The 14185-nt window shown below is 68.5% G+C and carries 17 protein-coding genes; 8 read left to right on the plus strand and 9 right to left on the minus strand.

The genetic code is table 11. The annotated features are described in order from the left end of the window. Nucleotides 1-4 precede the first annotated feature (4 nt). Both ACGFI6_RS11010 and ACGFI6_RS11015 read right to left on the minus strand, forming a co-directional pair. Nucleotides 5-1081: an ABC transporter ATP-binding protein gene (locus ACGFI6_RS11010; RefSeq protein ID WP_393117220.1), complete on the minus strand. Its 1077-nt coding sequence runs from the start codon at nt 1079-1081 to the stop codon at nt 5-7. 155 nt (nt 1082-1236) lie between these two features. Further along, on the minus strand, nt 1237-2139 hold the full coding sequence (locus tag ACGFI6_RS11015) for a LysR family transcriptional regulator (RefSeq protein ID WP_393117222.1): 903 nt from the start codon (nt 2137-2139) through the stop codon (nt 1237-1239). A gap of 92 nt (nt 2140-2231) precedes the next feature. Between ACGFI6_RS11015 and ACGFI6_RS11020 the strand changes: the two genes are divergently transcribed. Together ACGFI6_RS11020 and ACGFI6_RS11025 are read left to right on the plus strand one after the other, a co-directional pair. After that, the gene (locus tag ACGFI6_RS11020) at nt 2232-3443 is read left to right on the plus strand and encodes an MFS transporter (RefSeq protein WP_393117224.1); all 1212 of its coding nucleotides are present in this window, start codon (nt 2232-2234) and stop codon (nt 3441-3443) included. A gap of 36 nt (nt 3444-3479) precedes the next feature. Further along, entirely contained in the window at nt 3480-4304 is an 825-nt protein-coding gene (locus tag ACGFI6_RS11025; protein WP_393117226.1) for a phosphotransferase enzyme family protein, read from the plus strand. Here the strand turns inward: ACGFI6_RS11025 and ACGFI6_RS11030 are convergent. Further along, a complete protein-coding gene (locus ACGFI6_RS11030; protein WP_393117228.1) occupies nt 4292-4750 on the minus strand; it encodes a winged helix-turn-helix transcriptional regulator in 459 nt (152 codons plus the stop codon). The two genes, ACGFI6_RS11025 and ACGFI6_RS11030, sit on opposite strands and share 13 nt — an antisense overlap. A gap of 86 nt (nt 4751-4836) precedes the next feature. Here ACGFI6_RS11030 and ACGFI6_RS11035 point away from each other — a divergent pair, with 86 nt between their 5' ends. Genes ACGFI6_RS11035 through ACGFI6_RS11045 form a run of 3 tightly spaced genes read left to right on the plus strand, consistent with a single transcriptional unit; the run spans nt 4837 to nt 6528 of the window. After that, on the plus strand, nt 4837-5427 hold the full coding sequence (locus tag ACGFI6_RS11035; RefSeq protein ID WP_393117230.1) for a dihydrofolate reductase family protein: 591 nt from the start codon (nt 4837-4839) through the stop codon (nt 5425-5427). A gap of 11 nt (nt 5428-5438) precedes the next feature. Beyond that, nucleotides 5439-5822: a TIGR03618 family F420-dependent PPOX class oxidoreductase gene (locus tag ACGFI6_RS11040; protein WP_393117232.1), complete on the plus strand. Its 384-nt coding sequence runs from the start codon at nt 5439-5441 to the stop codon at nt 5820-5822. A gap of 16 nt (nt 5823-5838) precedes the next feature. Next, the gene (locus ACGFI6_RS11045) at nt 5839-6528 is read left to right on the plus strand and encodes a dienelactone hydrolase family protein (protein ID WP_393117234.1); all 690 of its coding nucleotides are present in this window, start codon (nt 5839-5841) and stop codon (nt 6526-6528) included. Here ACGFI6_RS11045 and ACGFI6_RS11050 read toward each other — a convergent pair. Together ACGFI6_RS11050 and ACGFI6_RS11055 are read right to left on the minus strand one after the other, a co-directional pair. Then, on the minus strand, nt 6506-7042 hold the full coding sequence (locus ACGFI6_RS11050) for a putative immunity protein (RefSeq protein WP_393117236.1): 537 nt from the start codon (nt 7040-7042) through the stop codon (nt 6506-6508). The genes ACGFI6_RS11045 and ACGFI6_RS11050 overlap by 23 nt on opposite strands. Nucleotides 7043-7081: 39 nt before the next feature. After that, the gene (locus ACGFI6_RS11055) at nt 7082-8014 is read right to left on the minus strand and encodes an AraC family transcriptional regulator (protein ID WP_393117238.1); all 933 of its coding nucleotides are present in this window, start codon (nt 8012-8014) and stop codon (nt 7082-7084) included. A 92-nt stretch (nt 8015-8106) separates the two neighbouring features. On the opposite strand from ACGFI6_RS11055, the gene ACGFI6_RS11060 reads away from it, so the two are divergent. Beyond that, complete coding sequence (locus tag ACGFI6_RS11060; protein ID WP_393117239.1) at nt 8107-8958, plus strand: NAD(P)H-binding protein; 852 nt, start codon at nt 8107-8109, stop codon at nt 8956-8958. Between the two features lie 119 nt (nt 8959-9077). Here the strand turns inward: ACGFI6_RS11060 and ACGFI6_RS11065 are convergent, their stop codons facing one another. The 3 genes from ACGFI6_RS11065 to ACGFI6_RS11075 form a co-directional block, all read right to left on the minus strand. Beyond that, complete coding sequence (locus ACGFI6_RS11065; protein WP_393117240.1) at nt 9078-10250, minus strand: zinc-dependent metalloprotease family protein; 1173 nt, start codon at nt 10248-10250, stop codon at nt 9078-9080. Nucleotides 10251-10344: 94 nt separating this feature from the next. Continuing rightward, entirely contained in the window at nt 10345-11157 is an 813-nt protein-coding gene (locus tag ACGFI6_RS11070; RefSeq protein WP_393117242.1) for an ABC transporter permease, read from the minus strand. A gap of 1 nt (nt 11158) precedes the next feature. Beyond that, on the minus strand, nt 11159-12127 hold the full coding sequence (locus ACGFI6_RS11075; protein WP_393117244.1) for an ATP-binding cassette domain-containing protein: 969 nt from the start codon (nt 12125-12127) through the stop codon (nt 11159-11161). An 87-nt stretch (nt 12128-12214) separates the two neighbouring features. Here ACGFI6_RS11075 and ACGFI6_RS11080 point away from each other — a divergent pair, with 87 nt between their 5' ends. Both ACGFI6_RS11080 and ACGFI6_RS11085 read left to right on the plus strand, forming a co-directional pair. Further along, nucleotides 12215-13180 carry a helix-turn-helix transcriptional regulator gene (locus tag ACGFI6_RS11080; protein WP_393117246.1) on the plus strand — a complete coding sequence of 322 codons (966 nt, stop codon included), beginning with the start codon at nt 12215-12217 and terminating at the stop codon, nt 13178-13180. Further along, nucleotides 13177-13767, plus strand: coding sequence for a YdeI family protein (locus ACGFI6_RS11085; RefSeq protein ID WP_393117248.1), 591 nt, complete (start codon nt 13177-13179; stop codon nt 13765-13767). The genes ACGFI6_RS11080 and ACGFI6_RS11085 overlap by 4 nt, the downstream gene beginning before the upstream one ends. 69 nt (nt 13768-13836) lie before the next feature. Here the strand turns inward: ACGFI6_RS11085 and ACGFI6_RS11090 are convergent, their stop codons facing one another. Next, complete coding sequence (locus ACGFI6_RS11090) at nt 13837-14172, minus strand: hypothetical protein (RefSeq protein ID WP_393117250.1); 336 nt, start codon at nt 14170-14172, stop codon at nt 13837-13839. Nucleotides 14173-14185 lie beyond the last annotated feature (13 nt).

A 14185-nucleotide genomic window follows, 5' to 3' on the forward strand; every position in this document is an offset into this window, starting at 1 on the left:
AGGGTCAAATTACTAGTCTTTCCTCCGTCGACGTGGAGAACAGGTGCACCTTTTCCGGGTCCGGAGCGAGGTAGACCTCGGTGCCCTTGTCGTTGTGCAGGCGGGTGCCGATCCGGGCGATGATCTGCTGGTTCTCGGCGTGGTCTGCAGAGCCGTACAGGAACGCGTCCGAGCCGAGCTCCTCGATCACCGACACCTTGACGGGCAGGCCCTCATCGGCAATGTGCAGCGCCTCGGGGCGGACACCGATCGTCAGCGTCTTGTCGGCACCGGCCTTGGCCAGCAACTCGCGCGCGATCGGGACCACGTAGTCGCCGATCTTCGCGCCGCCGTCGGTGATCTCGGCGGTGATCAGGTTCATCGCGGGGGAGCCGATGAAGCCGGCGACGAACTTGTTCTTCGGCCGGTCGTAGAGGTTCAGCGGGGTGTCGACCTGCTGCAGCTTGCCGTCGCGAAGCACCGCAACCCGGTCGCCCATCGTCATCGCCTCGACCTGGTCGTGGGTGACGTAGACAGTGGTGACGCCAAGCCGGTGCTGCAGCTCGGCGATCTGCGTACGGGTCTGAACGCGCAACTTGGCGTCGAGGTTCGACAGCGGCTCGTCCATCAGGAACACCTGCGGGTTACGCACGATCGCACGCCCCATCGCGACCCGCTGACGCTGACCGCCGGACAGCGCCTTCGGCTTCCGGTCGAGGTACTCCTCCAGACCGAGCAGCTTGGCCGCCTCCATGACGCGCTTGGCGCGGTCGTCCTTGTGGATGCCCTGCATCTTCAGGGCGAAGCCCATGTTGTCGGCCACCGACATATGTGGGTACAGCGCGTAGTTCTGGAACACCATCGCGATGTCGCGTTCCTTCGGCGGCGCGTTCGTGACGTCGCGGTCGCCGATGAAGATCGCTCCATCATTCACCTCTTCGAGCCCGGCCAGCATCCGCAGTGCTGTCGACTTGCCGGACCCGGACGGGCCGACGAGCACCATGAATTCGCCGTCCTCGATATCCAGGTCGAGCGTATCCACTGCGGCCAGGTCGGTGCCCGGGTAGACCCGGGTCGCTCCCTTGAACGAGACAGTTGCCATGTCGCGCTTCCTCTCCTCCGCCGGCAGGAACGTGCCGGACGATCCGTAGCAAAGGCCCCCAGGTCTTGGGTGTCTGGCTCGGTGATTCATCACCGAAGTGTTAGTTGCAACGACCGCGGCCGAACTTACATTCCCTCGTGAACGAAGGGGGCAGGTCAGAAGAACCGGCCCTCGGGCCCGGCCGAGTCGGTGATCAGGTCGAGCAGGGCGGTGGTCGCCCGGCTCGATCGCCGGCCGCCCGCGGTGACGACTGACAGCGTCCAGGTCAGGTCGATGCCGGTGAGCGCCACCTTGGTGACCCCCGGCTCGGCGGCGAGCTGGACGTCGGGGACCACCGCGACGCCGAGTCCGGCGCCGACGTAGTCCGGGATCGCGGTGAGCTCCGGCACCTCGACCTGGATCCGCCGCGGCCGGCCGAGCGCGTCGAAGGCCCGGTCGATCTGCCGGCGGTTCCCGAAGCCGGGCGGCATGTCGATGAAGCGCTCGTCGATCAGATCGTCGAGGCGTACGGCGTCCCGTCCGGCCAGCCGGTGCGTCGACGGCACGAGCGCCACGAACGGCATGGTCGCGAGGTCGTGGACGTCGAGTCCGGGCAGCTCGGACCGGGGCAGGCCGAGCAGTGCGAGATCGAGCCGGCCATGCCGTACATCGTCGGCGAGGCCGGTGGATCCGGTCGGCGAGGTGGTGACCTGTACCTCCACCAGCGGGTACTTGTGGTGAAAGGTGCCGAGCAGGTCGGCCAGGTCGACCAGGCTGAGCCGGGCCAGAGTCCCGATCCGGACGTTGCCGCGCAGCCCGGACGATGCCTCCTCGACCACGGCCCGTGCGCGGTCGAGCGCCTCGAGCGCCGCCTTCGCCTCGGGCAGCAACGCCTGGCCGGCGGCCGACAGTACGACCCGCCGGGTCGAGCGGTCGAAGAGGGTCGTCTTCAGATCGGTCTCCAGCGCGCGGACGCCGGCCGACACCGTGGACTGGACCGTGAACAGCCGTTGCGCCGCTCGGGTGAAACTCAGCTCCTCGGCGACCGCGACGAAGTACTCCAGCTGGCGGCTGTCCATAGCTCCGAATTATCGAGGATCTCGATAAGAGCATGCAAGAACTTTCGTTGGACTCGATAGATCCGTCGCGGCACGCTGGAACCATGTCCACCATGACCTCTTCGCGGACCGGCGTACGGATCCGGTTCGCGCACGCTCCGGGATTCTGGGTGATCGCGGCGGCCTTCCTCACCACGATGGCCTTCTCGACGATCCCGACTCCGCTCTATGCGATCTACCAGCAGCGCGACGGCTTCCCGACGTTCATGATCACGGTGATCTTCGCCAGCTACGCGGTCGGCGTGATGGCCTCGCTGTACCTGGCCGGCCACGTCAGCGACTGGCTCGGCCGTCGCCGGGTAGCGCTGCTCGCGGTCCTCGCCGAGGCTCTGTCCGCGGCGATCTTCCTGATCTGGCCGGCCGTCCCGGGGCTGCTGCTCGCCCGGTTCATCTGTGGCGTCGGGGTGGGCGTCCTGACCGCGACCGCCACCGCGCACCTGTCCGAGCTGCGGCAGATCGCGCGGCCCGGCGAGGACCCGAGCCGCTCCGCGCTGATCTCGAGCATGGTGAACCTCGGCGGCCTGGCGTTCGGTCCGCTCGTGGGTGGATTGCTCGCGCAGTACGTCGACGCGCCGCTGCAGCGTCCGTACGAGATCTTCCTGGTCCTGCTGCTGCTCAGTGCGCTCGGCATCGCGCTGGTGCCGGAGACCGTGGAGCGGTTGGAGGAGCGTCCTGCGTACCGGCCGCAGCGGGTCGCGCTCCCGTCCTCGGCCCGCCCGCTGTTCTTCGCGTCGGCGATCGGGGCGTTCGCCGCGTTCGCGATCTTCGGACTCTTCACCTCGCTGGCGCCGACGTTCCTGGCCGGCGTACTGCACCAGACGTCGCGGCTGCTCGCCGGTGTTGTGACGTTCGCGGTCTTCGCCGCAGGTGCGGGCAGCCAGGCTGTGTTCGTTCGTATGTCGCGGCCGCATCAGCTGCGGCTCGGTCTGGTGGCGATGACGGTCGGCCTGGTCGGTGTCGCGGTCGGTGGGCTGATCCCGAGCCTCTGGCTCTTCGTCATCGGTGGCGTCGTCGCGGGTGCCGGCGTGGGTCTGGTCTTCCGCGGTGCGGTCGCCACCGCCGCGTCGCTCGCCGAGCCGTCGTCGCGTGGTGAGGTCCTGGCCGCGCTCTTCTTGATCGCGTACGCCGGGCTTGCGATCCCCGTGCTGTTGATCGGGCTCGGAATCGCCCTGCTCCCGGCGCAGGTGGCGCTGCTGATCTTCTCGGTGCTGATCCTGATCCTGGTGAACGCCGCCGTCCTGCGGATGCTCGCGGCCCAGAAATGATCTGATTGCGCGGCCCAGAAGTGATCTGATGCAGGGGTGGATCTAGAACGCGACTACGGGCTGACCGCCACCGAGCTGGTGCCGCACGCCGGCGGATTCGCCACCGAGGGCTGGGTGGCGGACCGCCGGTGGTTCGTGAAGCGGTGGAAGGAAGGCGAGCGGCCGATCGGGCTGGAGCAGCTGGGGGAGTTGCACGCCCTCGGCCTGCCCGTCGTGGAGCCGGTACGGACTGTGCAGGGCGAGTTGTCCGCGTTGAGCGGGTCGCGTGCCTACGCTGTTTTCCCTTATATAGCGGGGCGTACGGCGACCTGGGACGACTGGCGAGTGGTGGCGCGCGCGTTGCGCCAGGTGCATGAGGCGCCGCGGCAGGTCTCACTGCCGCCCGCGGACATCAGCGAACCGCACATCCACATGCTCGCTGAGTACTTGGAACATCCGTGGATCGCCGAGCGAGCAGACGTGGTGACGGCGGCAATCGCGCGGCTCGATGACGTACGGGCACGACTGAAGCCCGTACGGGAGGTCGTCTGCCACACCGACTTCCATGGGCTGAACGTACTGATCGGCGAGCACGGTGAGGTCGCGGCCATCCTCGATTGGGAGAACGCCGTGATCGGGCCGCGCGAGTACGACCTGTGGGTGGCCGCCGACGGCGAGCCGCTCGTGGACTTCCTCGACGAGTACGGCGCCCACGATCTCGATGCGGATCATCTCGAGTTCGCGCTGCTCGCCCGCGGTCTCCGCGACCTGTCCGCACGGGTGGTGAACGAGGTCGACCGCCCGGGCGTCGACACCTGGGGCTTCGACCGAATCGCCCGCGTGGACAGCAACCTCGAGATCTATCGGCCCTACTGCGGTTGAGCTGCGCCCGGGCCGGGAAGTACCTCGACGTCGTCGGCGTGCATCGGTTTGCCGCAGTTGGCGCAGACCAGGTCGACGTGGCTGATCTCGCCGCAGGCGTGGTGCCGGTAGAGGACCGGCGGGCCCGCCTCGCCGGCCAGCCATTTGTCGCCCCAGGCAACCATCACCATCAGGACGTCGACCAGTTCGCGGCCGCGCTCGGTCAGTACGTACTCGTACCGCGGGCGCTGGTCGTACGGCCGGCGCTCGATCACGCCGCGGTCGACCAGGTGGTTCAGCCGCTCGGTGAGGACCTTGCGGGAGATCCCGAGGTCCGCCTGGAGCTGCTCGAACCGCGCGAGCCCGACCCAGATGTCGCGCAGGATCAACGGCGACCAGGGCTCGCCGATCACGTCCAGCGTGCGCGCGATCGAGCACGCCATCTCACGGAAGTCTGTGCGCTGCATGGAATCAGTCTAGCCGTTGGGGTTCCCTTAGGGAACTTCGGCATGTTAGCGTTCCTTCAAGGAACCCCGAACGGAAGGTGAACACGATGAGCAAGGTGATCTGCGCCCTCGCGGTCTCGGTCGACGGCTACATCACCGGACGCGACTCCGGTCCGGACCACGGGCTCGGCGATGCGCCGATGCTGTTCGACTGGTACTTCGACGGTGACACACCGAGTGAGGTGTTCGACGGGTTCAAGCTCAGCGCGCCGAGCGCCCGGGTCTTCGACGCCGAGGCGGCGCGGGTCGGTGCGGTGATCGCCGGCCACAAGACGTACGACGACTCCGGTCACTTCGGCGGCAACAGCCCGCACCCGAAGGCGCCGCTGGTCGTGCTCAGCCACGGTCCGGTGGCGGAGGTCAGCGAGCGGCAGACCCTCGCCAACACCATCGAGGACGCTGTCGCCGCGGCACGTGAGCTGGCCGGCCGGAAGGATGTCGGGCTGATGGGCGGCGGTGCCGTCACCGCGGCCCTCCGGGCAGGACTGGTCGACGAACTGATCCTGCACCAGGTCCCGATCCTGCTCGGTGGTGGCCGCCCGTTCTTCCAGGAGCTGCCGGAACACATCCGCCTGAACCTTCTGGAGGCCGTACCGGCCCCCGGCGTCACCCACCTGCACTACGAAATCGTTCGCTGAAGGAGCCTGCCATGTTGAAGCCCGCCGTACGCGCCGCCGTCGAGAGCACGTCGATCGCCCACCTTGCCACCGTCCTGCCGGACGGCTCGCCGCACTCGATCCCGCTCTGGGTGAGCACGCTCGACGACAAGATCATCTTCCTGACCGGCCCGGATTCCCAGAAGGCCCGCAACCTGCGCCGCGACCCCCGCGTCGCGCTCTCACTCGCCCCGGTCGGCAACCCGTACGAGCCGGTCATCGTCCGCGGCCGCGTCGTCGACTGGATCGACGGCGACGCAGGCTGGGCCCTCGTCGACCAGATCGCCCAGAAGTACATCGGTCAACCGTACGGGCGGGACCTGGAGCGCATCGTCGGTGTCATCGAGGTGGACCACCAGACGGTCGGCGTCAGCTGACCTTAAGATCACGCTCATGGGCGTAAAGGTGACGGTAGGGGAGCAGGACGCTTATCTGGCGCAGGTCGGGCGGGCGGGCATGTTGATGCTGCCGATGATCACCGGCATCGGTGAGCAGATCCGGGAGTGGGCCGACGAGCTGGCCGGCGAGGGGATCACCGCGCTGTCGTGGGATCCGTTCAAGGGCCGCAGTACCGACAACGCGACGCGTGAAGAGCTCAGCGGGATGCTCAAGCAGATGGACGACGACGCTGCGCTCGCGGAGCAGGGCGCCTTGCTGGACTACCTGTTCGACGAGCTCGGGTGCGACAAGGTCGGCGTGATCGGGTGGTGCCTCGGTGGGCGGTTCGCGTTCCTGCTTGGGGCGCGCGACCAGCGGGTGGCGAACGTCGTCGCCTTCCACCCGACGGTTCCGTCGAACCGGCCGCCGCACCACACGTACGACGCGATCGCCGAAGCGGCTGGGATCACGGCGCCGGTGCTGGTGAGCTACCCGAGCGCGGACACCGCCGTACCGAACGCGGACTTCGAGACGCTGCAGACCGTGCTGCAGTCGCGGACCGCCGGCGCGACGTTCGCGCAGTACTTCCCTGGCGCGGACCACGGATTCTCCGACAAGTCGCGGCACGGCAAGGACGTCAACGCGGACGCGTACCGGCTGGCCTGGCCGCAGGCGCTCGCATTCATGAAGTCAACGATCGCCTGAGCTCCGCCTCCACCCGCCGGTGCAAGTCGCCCAGCCGACTGCGGCCCGGCGTACCGTCCGGATAGCGCGCGATCACGTCCCGGACCACCTCCGGGACGCGGTCGATCGCCCAGCGAATCACTGCATCGGCCGCCGCCGGATCGCCGGTCGACAGTTCATGTGCGTACGCCGCGTACTGTGCCGAGGCAACGATGTGCTTCACCTGCGTGGCTGCCGCGAACGGGTGCAGGTACGCCGAGCCGGCGGTGCCGACCGCGGCCCGGGCAGCCGCTTCGGCCGCCGGATCGGTCAGCTCGCCGGCTGCCTTGAGCGCCGCCCAGGCAGCGGTCCGGATCGCCTTGGTTCGCTTGCCTCCGGCACCGAACTCGCGCACGACCTCGATCGCGTCCCGGGCCCGCCGATCGCCTGGCGCCGCCGCTTCGAAGATCGGCAGCGCCTGCTCGGCGCAGTCCGCCGTCCACAGGCTGAGTTGCCGCAGTTCGCCGAGCGCGAGCGGGATCTCCTGATGGCCCATGAGCCTCAATCGTATCGTTGAACCCGTGCGTTGAGACTTTCAAGCGGCCCGGCGGTGGGCGGTGGGGGTGATTCCGCGGACGCGCTTGAAGGCAACGCTCAATGCGAAGGCGTTCGCGTAGCCGACCCGGCGGGCGATCGTCTCGACCGTGTCCCGGGTCGACCGCAGCTGGTCGGCGGCGAGCGTGATCCGCCATCCGGTCAGGTAGCTCATCGGTGCCTCGCCGACGACAGCCGTGAACCGGCGGGCCAGCGAAGCGCGCGAGACCCCGGCACGATCCGCGAGCTCCGTGACGTTCCACGGGTACGCCGGATCCTCGTGCAGCAGGCGCAACGCAGTACCGGCGACCGGATCGGTCTGTGCCTGGTACCACCCCGGTGCGTGCGAATCCGGCCGGGCGAACCACGCGCGCAGCGTGGTGATCAGCGCCAGGTCGAGCCAGCGGTCGAGCACGGTCTGCTGCCCTGGTACGTCACGCTGGATCTCGCTGGTGATCATGTCCATCACCGCTCCGGCCACCTCGGCCGCGGGCACCACGAGCACCGACGGGAGTGCCGTGACCAGTCGCCGGCTGACATCGCCGGCGACCTGGTAGGTGCCGCTGGCAACCATTACCTCGCCGGTCTTCCGGCCGCCGTACGTCCGGACGCCGAGCTGCGCCGAGTAGTCGATCGGTGCCCCAGGCAACCGTTCGCAGATCCCGCCGGGGTGGATCCGCAATACCGGCGCGGTCTGCTGCGAGTCGCCGACGACGTACGGCTCCGGGCCGGTGACGATCGCGACGTCGCCCTGCTCCATCCGCTGCGGCTCGACGCCGGCGCGCGTCAACCAGCCGGAACCGCGGACCACCGTGGCGAGGGCGAGTGGCGCCTCGTCGCGGATCTCCAGAGCCCACGGCAGATCCAGGATCGTCAGGTTGAAGACGCCGTCCTGCGCGCGGGTCCCGGTGAGCAGTTCGTCGAGAACGTCCATGAAGTGAGTCTATGTCAGGTTTGAGCGTTCCGAACATCGAAGTGCAGCGTGCAGCCATGGTTTGTCTCACCGGAACCCGGTGGACTGGAGTCATGACACCGATTCTGATCCTCAGTGGCAAAGGCAAGACCGGCCGTCGCGTCGCGGCTCAGCTCGACGCGCGCGGCGTCCCGTACCGGCTGGCGTCCCGCTCCAGCGAGCGGCGGTTCGACTGGTACGACGAGAGCACCTGGGCGGATACGCTCCGCGGCGCCAAGACGGCGTACCTCGCACCACCGGTCGGGCCGACCGGGCTCGCGCAGGCGGGCCGATTCATCCAGCAGGCCGACGGGTTGCGTCGTGTCGTACTGCTGTCGGGTCGCGGCGTCGGCAGCTCTGGGCGCGATTTCGCCGTGTACGACGGACAGCTCGAGCTGGAGAGTGTGGTGACTGCGAGCGGGCTGGACTGGACGATCGTGCAGCCGGCTTGGTTCGCGCAGGGGTTCAGCGAGGACTTCCTGCAGTACCACGTGCTCGCGGGGGAGATCCGGCTGTCCGCGGGCACCGGTGCGGAGGCGTGGATCGACACCAATGACGTCGGCGACGTGATGACCACGGCGCTGCTCGACGAGTCGTATGTCGGCCAGGTGCTGGCGATCTCCGGCCCGCGTACGTTGACCATGCCCGAGGTCGCCGCCGAACTGACCGCGGCCACCGGTCGTCCGATCCGCTACGTCGACCTGGACCCGGACAGTCATGTCGCCGAGATGCTCGAGCAGGGCGTGCCGCAGGAGGACGCCGAGGCGGTCCGCGACCTGTTCACGGTGATCCGCAACCACCGCTCCGAGTACGTGTCCGACGGCGTGGAGCGCGTCCTCGGCCGCCCGCCCCGCGATTTCACCGACTGGGCCCGCGAAACCGCAGCGTCCGGGGTCTGGGGCGGACCGCCAGCACTCATCAATTGACGCCGGAGGCACCTCTCCACGCTCAGCCGTGCGCCGAGAGTGCAGTTGTTGAGTGCTGGCGGTCCGCATCCGAAGACCGCCGAGGCCCTCGCACACCTGAGAGTGCGAGGGCCGCGTGCTCAGCGGTGCAGTTGTTCGGCCTCGTCGTGGGTGAGTTCCTTCAGCTCGGACGCCGGGGTCTTGGTGCGGGGCTCGGAGCCGCCGCCGACCGCGCCGCCGCCGAAGACGATGTTGGCCCAGTTGTTCTGGGCGATCAGGATCGACGTGGTCTTGTCGCCGTTGATGTCGGCTGCGGTGGTGGTGTCCGTGGCGTCGCCGTCGCAGTTCCAGTCGATCGGCTGGTTCGCGGCGCCGGTCGTGGTCCGGGTCGCGCCGTTCGGGCACTTCCAGCTCGTCTTGTACCCGGCGCCGAGGCTGCCGAGGCCGGCGGTCTCGTCGGGTCGCGCCTCGTTGATCGAGGCCGGCTGGACGTTCGAGTAGCCCCAGTACTTGGTGCCGTCGGCCTTCAGCACGCCGCCGAGCTGGAACGAGTAGTTCATCACGCTCAGGTAGTTCGGCTTGTAGTTCAGGCCGTCGGTGCCGCCGTGCTGCAGTCCGAGGTTGTGGCCGAGTTCGTGGACGAACGTACCGACGTTGGTGTCGTCGGTCGCCTTCCAGTTGCACTTCGGGCCGACCGTGACGATGAACGTGTCGTTGGGGATGTTGAACGCCTGCCCGCTGCTGCAGCCACCGTCGTAGCTGTCGCCCCAGAGCATGTAGTGGAAGACGGCCTTGCGTGCCGCGGCGAAGTTGGCCGCCTTGATCGCGTTGGTCTGCGTCGCCGACGGGTTGAGATCGGCGTCGTACGCAACCTCGTTGCCACCACCGAGGTCGTACTTCGCCCCACCTGCGGAGCCTGCGTCGAGGTGGATCGTGACACCGCTCGTACCGTCCGGGTTGCTGACCGGCGCGGACGCGAAGACCTGCACGATCCGGTCCAGAGCCGCTGTACTGGCGAGCAGTCCGTCCATGTAGTCCATCTCGACGAACAGGTCCTTCTTGTTCGGGTCGGCGCCCATCGCGGGCAGGTCGACGTCGACCACGCCGTCACCGTTGGCGTCGTACCCGTTGGTCTCCCACGCGTCCGGCAGCGAGTCGCCGTCGGTGTCGGTCGCGGCCGGCGCCACAACCTTTGGGACGGCCGATGGCGCCTCGGCCGCCGAAGCGCTCGGGCCGGCGAGGGCGTTCGATCCGGCCAGAGCGGCGACGGCAAGCGAGGTCAAGACGGCGAACAAGGCGGGGCGGGGCCTCATCAGATCTCCTTCGGGGGCGGTGGGTGATCTGAGCGCTACCGTAGGTGAAATATATGGGCCGGGATGGCCAAATGAGGCCATTGGCCCCTTTGGGTCAGTTCGCCGAACGGAGCATCGCGCGGATCCCGACCGTCAGCCCCACAGCGGCCGTGACGAGTGCCGCGATCAGGCCCCAGAGCGCCGCGCCGGACCACACGTCACCCGAGAACAGGGTTCGCTCGGCGTCGACCACGTACGACAGCGGGTTGAACTTCGACGCGATCCGCATCCACTCCGGACCGGTCTCGAGCGGCAGTAGCATCCCGGACAGGATCATCAGCGGGAACAGGAACGTCTGCTGCACGACCCAGAACATCCAGTCCTGCTTGCGGACCGCGATCGCCAGCGCGTAGCTGAACGAGCCGAGGCCGACACCGAAGACCGCGAGCAGGGCCAGCCCGACGATCGCGCCGCCGAGCTGCAGGTCGAACGCGAACGGTGTCATCACCGCGATCACGATCACCGCCTGCCCGAACAGCGGCACCATCTCCTTCAGCGCCCGGCCGATCAGCAACGAGGAGCGGGACAGCGGCGTGACCAGCATCCGTTCGTGCGCTCCGGTCTGGAACTCCGACAGCAGGTTCGCGCCCGTGGTCGAGGTACCGAAGAGCGTGGTCATCACCAGGATCGACGGCACGAACCACTGCCAGACGCCGGCCCCGAACGTGGCTCCCATCGACCCCGACAGCAGCGGGCCGAACAGAGCGAGGAAGACCAGCGGCTGGATCATCCCGAAGAGCAGGCTGAACGGATCCCGCAGTACCGGGCGGAGTTCGCGAGTCATCACGATCCGAATGTCGCGCAGCAGGCTCCGGGACGGCTGGGCGGTGGTCGGGGCGAGCGTCGGTCCAAGCGTCAGGGTGGTCATCTCAAGCGGCCTTTCCGGGGTTGTCCTCACGCAGGCTGCGGCCGGTGAGGTTGAGGAATACGTCGTCGAGCGTCGGCCGGTAAACCTGCGCCGCGGCGATCGGTACGCCGGCCTGCTGGGTGGCGGCGATCAACTCGGGGAGTGCTGCCGGACCGTCCGCGACCCGGACGCTGACTTCGTCGCCGACGGCCACCACTTCCCGAGCGCCGGGCAACCGGCCGGCGAGCTGCCGCACCCGGTCGATGTTGCTCGGGGCAACGGTGATCGCGATCCGGTCGCCGGCCAGCTTCGCCTTCAGGGTGTTCGCGGTGTCGTCGGCGATCACCTCGCCGTGGTCCACCACGACGACCCGCTCGGCCATCGAGTCGGCCTCGTCCAGGTAGTGCGTGGTGAGCACGATCGTCATCTCGTACCGGGCGCGCATCCGGAGGATGTGGTCCCACAGGTTCGCGCGGTTCTGCGGATCGAGACCGGTCGAGGGCTCGTCCAGGAACAGCAGGGACGGCCCGTGTACCAGGCCCATCGCGACGTCGAGGCGCCGGCGTTGGCCCCCGGACAGGTCGGACACCTTGCGCTGCGCGAGGTCCTTCAGTTCGAGCGCCTCGAGCAGTTCGCCCGCCCGGCTCTTCGCGGCGCGGCGGTCGAGCCCGTAGATGACGCCCTGACTGGTCAGCTCGTCGCCGACCCGTTGGGTGTGGCCGGCTCCGTTGCCCTGACCGACGTACCCGATCCGTCGCCGGACCTGGCTGGGGTGCGCGGTCACGTCGTACCCGGCGACCGTCGCGGTGCCCGAGGTCGGGGTGATGAGGGTGGTGAGCATCCGCAGCGTGGTGGTCTTGCCCGCGCCGTTCGGGCCGAGGACGGCGACCAGTTCGCCGGGACCGACGTCCAGGCTGATGCCGCGGACGGCGTGCACGGTCTCGGTACGGCTCACCACGAAATCCCTGGTGAGCGCTCGGGTGCTGATCACGATGTCTCCTTCGGTCGGGGGCTGCAGCAGAGACATTTCCAGTGGAAGAGGACAGGTTCTGGCCGCTATTCGTGGCAATCTGAAGGCATGTCCGAAACCTCTGCTCGACTGCTCGCGCTGTTGTCGCTGCTGCAGGCTCGTCGTGACTGGCCGGGCGCACTGCTTGCCGACCGGCTCGAGGTGAGTCCGCGGACCGTACGTCGTGACGTCGACCGGCTCCGCGACCTGGGCTACCCGGTGCGCGCGACCAAAGGACCGGACGGCGGCTACCGCCTGGACGCCGGCGCCGAGCTTCCGCCGCTGCTGTTCGACGACGACCAGGCGATCGCGGTCGCGGTGGCGCTGCAGACGGCAACGACCACGGTCACCGGGATCGAGGAAGGTGCGCTGCGGGCGCTGGCCACGGTTCGTCAGGTGATGCCGGCGCGGTTGCGGCACCGGGTCGACGCGCTGCAGGTCACCACCGTCGACCGGTACGCCGACCGCCGTACGAAGATCGACTCGGACCAGCTGATCGCGATCGGTTCGGCCGTACGTGCCCAGGAGGTACTGCGCTTCGACTACGCCGCGCCCGGTGCTCCGGACGACGTGTGGACGCCGCCCCGCCAGGTCGAGCCGCATCACCTGGTCACGTGGGGCGGCCGCTGGTACCTCGTCGGGTGGGACCTGGACCGGAAGGACTGGCGGACGTTCCGGGTCGATCGGATGACGCCGAAGACGCCGACCGGTCCGCGGTTCACGCCGCGCGAACTGCCGGCGCCGGACATCGCGACGTTCATCTCCGACCGTTTCCGCGGGCAGGACAAGAACCCGTGCCGTGGCGAGGCAATCCTGCAGGCGAAGGCGTCCGATATCGCGCAGTGGGCCGGTTACGGAGCGGTCGTCGAGGAACTCTCGCCGACGAGTTGCCGGCTGGCGATCAGCGGCTGGTCGTGGACCGGGCTGGCGGCGACGTTCGGGATGTTCGAGTGCGATCTGGAGTTCGTCGGTCCGCAGGAGTTGAAGGATGCCGCGGCCCAGTTGGCCGCTCGTTACCGGGAGGCTGCGTCATGAGTACCGAGCTGATCGTCGTGGATGCGGCCGCGTGGCGTGCCTGGCTGCGGAAGAACCATCGGGAACCGGACGGCGTCTGGCTCGTACTGGCGAAGAAGAACGTGACGTCGCCGACCAGCCTGACCTACGACGAGGCGCTCGAGGAGGCCTTGTGTCACGGGTGGATCGACGGGCAGCGGCGGGGTCGCGACGAGCAGACGTTCATCCAGCGGTACACGCCGCGGCGCACGCGGAGCATGTGGTCGCAGCGCAACGTCGACCTGATCGCGCGGCTCGAGCAGGACGGGCGGATGCAGGACGCCGGTCGCGCCGAGGTCGAGCGCGCGAAGGCCGACGGTCGCTGGGACAAGGCGTACGGAGGGGCGAGTGCGCGCGAGGTGCCGGACGACCTGGCGGCGGCGCTGGCCGCGGAACCGCAGGCGCTGGCGATGTTCGAGATCCTCACCAGCGCCAACCGGTTCGCGGTCATCCACCGGGTGACCAGCGTGAAGCGCGCCGAGACCAGGACGAACCGGATCGCGCAGTTCGTCGAGCAACTCGCCCGCGGCGAGACGATCTACCCGCAGAAGCGGAAGCTGGACCGCTAGGCAGGCAGAACCCCCGTTTCCGGGTCGTTTTGGCCCCGTTTCAGGGGGTTCTGCCTGCGTGGCGGTCCACTAGACCAGGTCGAGGGTTGCCTCTTGGCCGGCGGTGAGCGGGAAGTAGGCGAGGAACGTGACGCCCTCAGCCTCGGTGTCGAAGCGGATGATCTCGTCGACGGCCGGTTCGTAGAACACGTCGCCGGGGTGCAGGACCTGGGGCTCGGAGCCGGCCGACTGCTGGTAGATCGCCGACCCGGACACGATGTTCCCGAACACGGGACCGTTGTGGACGTGGGCGCCGAGCGCGGTGTGCGGGTCGATGGTGATCCGCCGTACCTCGACGCGCTGCACCGGGAGCGCCTCCGGAAGTTGCTGGTCGAGGACGACGACACGGCTGATCGGTGAGTTCATGCCGTACATACTA

Origin of the sequence: Kribbella sp. NPDC048928 (assembly GCF_043197975.1) — a bacterium.
GTDB lineage: Bacteria > Actinomycetota > Actinomycetes > Propionibacteriales > Kribbellaceae > Kribbella.

Coding starts and splice junctions, on each gene's coding strand:
- ACGFI6_RS11010 (WP_393117220.1), bottom strand. CDS start 1,081: ATGGCAACTGTCTCGTTCAAGGGAGCGACCCGGGTCTACCCGGGCACC.
- ACGFI6_RS11015 (WP_393117222.1), bottom strand. CDS start 2,139: ATGGACAGCCGCCAGCTGGAGTACTTCGTCGCGGTCGCCGAGGAGCTG.
- ACGFI6_RS11020 (WP_393117224.1), top strand. CDS start 2,232: ATGACCTCTTCGCGGACCGGCGTACGGATCCGGTTCGCGCACGCTCCG.
- ACGFI6_RS11030 (WP_393117228.1), bottom strand. CDS start 4,750: ATGCAGCGCACAGACTTCCGTGAGATGGCGTGCTCGATCGCGCGCACG.
- ACGFI6_RS11035 (WP_393117230.1), top strand. CDS start 4,837: ATGAGCAAGGTGATCTGCGCCCTCGCGGTCTCGGTCGACGGCTACATC.
- ACGFI6_RS11040 (WP_393117232.1), top strand. CDS start 5,439: ATGTTGAAGCCCGCCGTACGCGCCGCCGTCGAGAGCACGTCGATCGCC.
- ACGFI6_RS11045 (WP_393117234.1), top strand. CDS start 5,839: ATGGGCGTAAAGGTGACGGTAGGGGAGCAGGACGCTTATCTGGCGCAG.
- ACGFI6_RS11050 (WP_393117236.1), bottom strand. CDS start 7,042: ATGGGCCATCAGGAGATCCCGCTCGCGCTCGGCGAACTGCGGCAACTC.
- ACGFI6_RS11055 (WP_393117238.1), bottom strand. CDS start 8,014: ATGGACGTTCTCGACGAACTGCTCACCGGGACCCGCGCGCAGGACGGC.
- ACGFI6_RS11060 (WP_393117239.1), top strand. CDS start 8,107: ATGACACCGATTCTGATCCTCAGTGGCAAAGGCAAGACCGGCCGTCGC.
- ACGFI6_RS11065 (WP_393117240.1), bottom strand. CDS start 10,250: ATGAGGCCCCGCCCCGCCTTGTTCGCCGTCTTGACCTCGCTTGCCGTC.
- ACGFI6_RS11070 (WP_393117242.1), bottom strand. CDS start 11,157: ATGACCACCCTGACGCTTGGACCGACGCTCGCCCCGACCACCGCCCAG.
- ACGFI6_RS11080 (WP_393117246.1), top strand. CDS start 12,215: ATGTCCGAAACCTCTGCTCGACTGCTCGCGCTGTTGTCGCTGCTGCAG.
- ACGFI6_RS11085 (WP_393117248.1), top strand. CDS start 13,177: ATGAGTACCGAGCTGATCGTCGTGGATGCGGCCGCGTGGCGTGCCTGG.
- ACGFI6_RS11090 (WP_393117250.1), bottom strand. CDS start 14,172: ATGAACTCACCGATCAGCCGTGTCGTCGTCCTCGACCAGCAACTTCCG.